This is a genomic window from Weissella kandleri (assembly GCF_045504165.1).
Taxonomy (GTDB): domain Bacteria; phylum Bacillota; class Bacilli; order Lactobacillales; family Lactobacillaceae; genus Weissella; species Weissella kandleri_A.
Map to the genome: position 1 here is coordinate 1 of NZ_JBJJNY010000020.1, position 6,925 is coordinate 6,925.

Annotated in this window: 6 protein-coding genes; all 6 read right to left on the reverse strand. The window is 33.2% G+C overall.

The window, feature by feature from the left end; translation table 11 throughout:
* A partial coding sequence (locus tag ACJQWY_RS06735) for a SpaA isopeptide-forming pilin-related protein (protein WP_407076967.1) occupies positions 1 to 1,820 on the reverse strand: 1,820 nt, incomplete at its 3' end.
* Positions 1,821 to 2,302: 482 nt separating this feature from the next.
* Positions 2,303 to 2,542 carry a hypothetical protein gene (locus ACJQWY_RS06740; RefSeq protein WP_407076968.1) on the reverse strand — a complete coding sequence of 80 codons (240 nt, stop codon included), beginning with the start codon at positions 2,540 to 2,542 and terminating at the stop codon, positions 2,303 to 2,305.
* 572 nt (positions 2,543 to 3,114) lie between these two features.
* Entirely contained in the window at positions 3,115 to 3,651 is a 537-nt protein-coding gene (locus tag ACJQWY_RS06745) for a replication initiation factor domain-containing protein (RefSeq protein ID WP_407076972.1), read from the reverse strand.
* Between the two features lie 441 nt (positions 3,652 to 4,092).
* Positions 4,093 to 4,644 carry a ribosome hibernation-promoting factor, HPF/YfiA family gene (gene hpf, locus ACJQWY_RS06750; RefSeq protein ID WP_407076969.1) on the reverse strand — a complete coding sequence of 184 codons (552 nt, stop codon included), beginning with the start codon at positions 4,642 to 4,644 and terminating at the stop codon, positions 4,093 to 4,095.
* A 144-nt stretch (positions 4,645 to 4,788) separates the two neighbouring features.
* Positions 4,789 to 5,472: a ComF family protein gene (locus ACJQWY_RS06755; RefSeq protein ID WP_407076970.1), complete on the reverse strand. Its 684-nt coding sequence runs from the start codon at positions 5,470 to 5,472 to the stop codon at positions 4,789 to 4,791.
* On the reverse strand, positions 5,469 to 6,785 hold the full coding sequence (locus ACJQWY_RS06760; protein ID WP_407076971.1) for a helicase-related protein: 1,317 nt from the start codon (positions 6,783 to 6,785) through the stop codon (positions 5,469 to 5,471). The genes ACJQWY_RS06755 and ACJQWY_RS06760 overlap by 4 nt, the downstream gene beginning before the upstream one ends.
* Positions 6,786 to 6,925: the final 140 nt, after the last annotated feature.

Sequence of the window (6,925 nt, forward strand, 5' to 3'; positions counted from 1 at the left end):
TTTTTACCATTTGCCAATAGATTAACTACAATAGAGTCTGGTCGTTTACCCTCTATATTATTCTTATCTTCCCAATGCTTAACTCCACTTATATCTGTACTTTGAATATTATTCATTGACATTTTTACAGTTAAACTTTGACCATCTTTCACTACAAATTTATTTGGAGTTTTATCTAGAACGTATCCATTTGGTGCTTTTTCTTCGATAAATGAATATTCTCCGGGCTGTAACAATCCTGACTCCACAATCCCGTTTTCATCTGAAATAATATTATCTACAACAATATTATTTTTACTATCAATAATTTTAAAAACTGCTCCAGCTAAAGCTTTTTTTGTAAAACTGTCTGTTTTAACTAACTCTGCTGAATTAAGTAATTCTGTTGTTGCATCGTTACTATATATATTGGTACCAGCGTAATCCATATAGGCATTATTAATAATTTCATCTCCGCCTTTAGCACTAGAATTATTATACATTACATCAAATTTTATTTTCTCTACTTGACCTTTAGGAATATCTTTTATAACTGTATAAGATAACAAATTTGTCTTTTTATCTAGCGTTTCATTTGAGATATATTCAGCATTCTTTGATATAGTTTTTTGAAAACTAACAACATCACTTAATGGATCATAAATCTTAGTCCCAGCCTTTATAATATCGGCATTACTTTTTAAACTCAAAGTATATTCCAATACACCTGAAGTCGTACCCAATGTTTTTTGAGCTACCGTTTTATTAAGACTTACTGCTTGATATGCTGAATCATCTAATGCAATTGCTGTATCATAATTTTTTAATTTATCACTATTACTATACAGGTCAACGTGATTATAGCGAATACCAAATTCTTCAGGTGTTTCATTTGAAGTTACTTTTTCAGCGTACATAACTACATAAGAATCATTTGACGTAATATCACCAAAATCAACTTCAAAACCATCATTTGTAATTTTTATTTTATTTTCAAATTTATCAGTTACGTACTGCCATGTATTTGGTATCCCGTCTTCATCACGTCCTGTAACCTTAGCAACTCTGAAATGTTGATATATTTTATCGTCACCAGTGGCTGGAATATAATGATTTGGATCTGTTAATTGAGTTCCATTTGGAGTTTTATCTACAATTTTCGCATTCTTAATATTTTGCTGATTATAATTTACAACTATCGCGAATATGTTACTACCCGGGTTAGACAAACTCATCAATGATGCACGAGTTCCATTTATGTCTTTCGTAGGCCTCGTTGACCACTTAGAGAGTAAAGGATTACCACTTTCTGTTTTTACAATATCTGAATTCGAGCTATCCGTACTCAATATATCGGTGTTATTAGACAAATTCACACCAAAGTCTACATTATCTGGAATATTTGTATCATCTTCATAAAATAAAGGTGCTTGGAATAAAATTTTAATTGTTGCTCCAAATGTACTATCTTGATCTATTTTAGTATGATCATACTTAATATTTAACACATAATTACCATTAGAATCCATTGTCACAGCTGGATTATCTAAATAAAACGGGTCACCCATTACAATACCATTAACCAAATCACTAGGATTTTTAACAATACTCTGTGGTATAGTAACAGATATCTCTCCATCTTCATTTAATTTGCCTGCTGAAGCAGATAAAGTTACATCTAGTTCTACCTGATCTTTACCTACGATTTTTTTCGGACTAGTAATTGTCACCCCAGGATCATCTCCTGCTGAGGCTGAAATTTCTTTAATTCCAAATAATCCTGACCAACTAGATAGACAAATTATAACTATCATTAAAAAATATTTTATTTTATCGTTCATCTTTTCTTCACCTTCATAAATATTCATACTATTTATTTAAAAATATTTTCAAAAAAACTAGGTCGTTTAATTATTATCAATTCTGACCTCTGTTCTATAATTTTGTTTCGTACCAATTCATTCACTATCCTAGTTACCGAGCTTCTATTTTTTATACCACAAAATTCACTAATTGTTTTTTGGGGTTACTCTGTGGTTAATCAATATCTCATATTTTTATTTATTTTCCACCCCCAATAACTGTGTACAATGATATAAAAATGAATATACTTGTCCAGATTTATTTTGACTAACATACTGCATTAACCGATGGTTATTTTCATTAATAGTTCTTCCATAATAATTATTAACATATTTATGTAATAAACTATCATTAATTAACCAATTCCCAAAATTTAACTCTATCAATTTATAAAATATAGCTTTTGTCGAATCTATTCTAATATCAAATGGTTGCCCTACAAGCTTCTCGTCCTCACCCATCATAACGATACAATACCTGGTTTATTTATATATAATAAGTTGAATATGGAGCCATTCGTTCCGGTAAGTGAAGTAATAATAGTTCCTTGAATTAAAATATCGACATTAGCGACTAAATCAAATCTTTTAGCTAAATATTGTTTATTAAATAATTCAACAACAATCTTTTCGTTAATATCAATTTGATCTAATATTTCAAAAAAATGGTTAGCTAATTTTTTCTCTTCAAGTTTATTCATACAATCACCTTATAAACACAAAAATGCATAATAGAATCAATTAAGAATCCTATTATGCATTTATATGTTGATATACTTAAAAAAGCACGTGCTGTGCTGTGCTGTGCTGTGCTGTGCTGTGCTGTGCTGAGCTGTGCTGTGCTGTGCTGTGCTGTGCTGTGCTGAGCTGTGCTGTGCTGTGCTGTGCTGTGCTGTGCTGTGCTTCGTCATTATGTTCCTCCCATCGATATTTGTCTACACAATTTATACTATATTTATTAAATAATAATATCAGATATAAGATTCACTGTATTGGTACATTTGTTACTTTTTTACTCCATTTTATGCAGATTTAATTACATAATCAATTAAATTTAATTCATCTCAATCTCTCGTTCCAACTCTGCCATAATCTATAATAGATACAAATATACAAATAAAAAAATAGGAACAATTATTAAAACTGTCCCTATCAATACATATAAATTCAAACTGATTAATACTATTAAACTAACAATTAATAACCCGTCTAGTATATTCTTAATATAATTATCAATCTTAATTGTATTAGGATTTACTGCTAATTCCGACATCTACTTTGTATTAAATACCTTAACCAGTGCCTCTTGTTCTGGTGATAGTTCTGTTTCTACAATCGTTTCCAATAAATCATTCCACTTACCAGTTTGTTGAATCAACTTCAATGATGAGGCAACGTATTTTTCTAACCAATTCATTACACTATAGAAATTAATTTTCTTAGGATCATTAATAAATTTCATACTACCACCAAGCGCATTAAACAAAGACCATTCCGGAATTGGTCGCAACGTTTCGTAATACCGTTTCCGATCATTCTTCCCTTTAAGTTTTGTTTCATCGATTTGTTCGCCTACAAAAAGTAAATAGGTATTCAAAAAATTAAACGTAAATCCCACTAAATTACCTTTATCTAACCAATCATCAATTAATTGTTTAGCTTTATCAGTATGTAATTCTAATTCAACACGGGTATTGGCCGCCGTTAATTTCCCCTTACCAGCCTGTTCCTTGAATTTATCATAAATACGAATCACAAGCGGCAACTTTCCAAAATTAACCGTCTCCCCTTGTTCCTTACTTCCATGAATAGCATATGATCGTTACTTACTTTAAAAACGTTTCTCTTGAACTGCACTAACAATACTGTTTATATTCACTAACTCACCTGTATCATTAATTGACACGTCTTAATCTATTACAATGTCTTTGAAATTGATACATTTTTCAAAAAATTATTTCCAATCCATTCCTTGTTCAATCAACGTATTTTCAAATAAGCGAGTTCAAATTCCCGTTAAAAATAGCGTTGTTCCATTCTTTTGAACACCATCTTCATCTGGCTCGAAATCTTACACATAGATATTTTTTGTATACCTGTGTGACAATCGTCATTTTTTTAAATTACACTCAACGATTTACTCACGATTCCCTCTTTATCCAACAAAACATATAATTAAAATAAAAAATAGTGTTTCTAACAGCCATATCTAACAGCTATCTTTAACACTATTTATCTTAATATATTTTAATTACATATCAGTATCTAAGACTGAATACTTTCCATCTTTTCGTTTATAAACAATTGCTGGGCTCTCAGTCTCAGCGTCTTCAAAGATAAAGAAAGAATGTCCTAATAAGTCCATTTGTAGAATGGCTTCTTCTACATCCATTGGCTTTAATGATAGATGCTTCGTCCGAACTACCTCAAACTCTTGCTCGGGCACTTCATCTTCATCCACATCGTCCGTAAAGGTTGAAATTCCCTTATATCCCTTTTCACGTGACTTGCGGTTAACTTTTGTCTTATACTTACGGATTTGCCGCTCTAATTTTTCTGATACAAAATCAATTGCTTGATACAAATCACTTTGAGTATCTTCAGCACGTAATAGCAAGTATGGTAATTGAATGGTTACCTCAATTTTAAATGTTCGTTCCTGATACGAGCGGACATTAACATGCGCTACATACTTATTATCATCATTCAAATAGCGCTCGAGACGAGATAAACGCTTGACTACGTAATCTTTGATTGCCTCGGTCACTTCGATATTCTCACCACGTACGATAAATTCTAGCATAGTGTAAATCTCCATTCTCTTTTTTCATGAATCACTATTACAGTGCTTCACGCAGAAAGGTGTAAGCGTTACCACCTTTCCTGTAACATTATTATAACATAACTCCTTTGAATCGGAAACTTTTCTCATAATATTTTTATCATTTTATCTCGCTAATGTAATAGAAGTCACTGAAGTTGCTCCATAACTATAAAATACATCAGCAGCCCAATACAATGTACGACCAGTTGTATAGATATCATCAATTAACACAATATGTTGATTCACGACCGCTTCTTGGCTTGCATTCAGCTGAAATGGCGATACACCTTGCATCCGTTGTGATCGATCAAGAGAACTTTGCGTTACCTTATTCTCCCTCTTACACATTAACCAATCCTTAAAAACCAAGTTGTTTTTCAAAAGACCCTGTACCTGATTAAAGCCTCTTTGTTTTAAAGTTGCTTTACTGACTGGAATCGGGACCAAACAACTTGCTTTATCGGCTAATCTACTTTTAATATGTGCTGTAAAAATTTCTGAAAAAACCTGACGTAGATGATATCCGCCTTTCACTTTATAATTTTGAAAATACCACTTCATCATCATATTATACTCATACAATGCATTATTCTGTAACAGCGGCTGTCCTTGCCGCTGCCATCGCATGCAATCATAACAAAGCCCATCATTTAATCTTCCACAGCCAAAACACGTTGCACTACTTATCATTTGGAAACGACTTAAACAATGGTCACATAAACTTTTGAGTTGCTGTGGACTATTCATTAAAAATGCTACTAAATTCCAGTCTGGCGCCACCTGTTGCTGACAATATTCACATTTCATCCCTTTTTTCCAATCCAATTCAACCTTTGAATTTCTAATTGTGCTAATAACACTTTCAACGTATATTCTTTTCCTAAAGCAATGACCAAACCACCAGGTGTCTCTTTACATCGTCCTACTCGACCCGCAATTTGGATTAAATTAGCTTTGTTATAGATTGATTCATCAGATCCTAAAATAAAAACATCTAACGCTCCAAACGTAACACCTCTTTCTAAAATGGTCGTTGTCACTAAACCTTGTAATTCACCCTCACGAAAACGCTGTACTTGTCGATTACGATCTGCAGATTGCGATGATAACCCCACAAAATCACCTACATCTAATAATTGTGAACTAATAACAGCTACATCTTGTATTGTTGGCACAAAAACTAACCACTGGCGTCCTCTTTGAACAACTCCTCGCAATAATTCCAAAAACCACGCTGGTAATTTTTTACGCCAGTCACTAACCCGCCGAAATTTTAACATTGGTAACTGATGTCCGTGATAACGCAGGGCTAAAAAACTCTGCTCAATTTTACCAACCATTACTAGCCACCGCAAATACTCGGGCGGTGTGGCTGAAAGATAATGCATAATTCCATCTTTTTTAAGACTTTCTTGCAAAACCTTCTTTAACGTGCGATTGCCTGCATATGGAAAAGCATCTACTTCATCAATAATAATTAAATCAAAATATTGATGAAAGTTCATAAGCTGATGTATTGTACAAATTACTAATGGTCGAGCTATATACTCGGTATTTCCACCATACAAACTAGTAATCATTTCTGAGAAAATCAAGGTTAAACGCTGACTTAATTCCACGACAACATCCCTTCTTGGCGCTACCAATGCAATTTTTTGCCCATTTTCTAACGCTGCTTTTAATAACGGGAGCAATGTTTCCGTCTTACCCGCTCCGGTCACTGCATACATTAAGTGTCCGCGTCGCTGTTGCCATGCCCTAACCTGTTGTTTGGAAACCTTTGCTTGCTTTTCAGTAAGCATGCCCGCCCAATTAAAATCAATAACGCGTGGTTCTGGCGGTGCTATTTTTTGCACATAAATAATATATCCATTACTTTTAATAGTCGGTCCCATCGCTGTACACCGCCAACAATATATAATTAATTGTTGTTGTACAATCGAATACCGCCGCTCATCAATCTTTGCATAACATCGCTGACAGACTCCTTGTATAATAGCTGGTGAAACCCGGTATCGATATTCAATAAATGGCATTAAACCTAAACATAATGTTCCTAATTGTTCTGCATTCACATAGGTTTTACGTCCTACCATAAGATTAATGTTTTTTATCTGCATACTTAATAAGAACCCACCTAACCTTAAAAACATTACTTAATTAATCTATGCAACAAAAAAAGGCCCATCATTATTGATGAGCCTTTATCTTGCATCGCAACTTCCTATCCTCGCAGGAAGCGATCCTCCAACTACTTTTG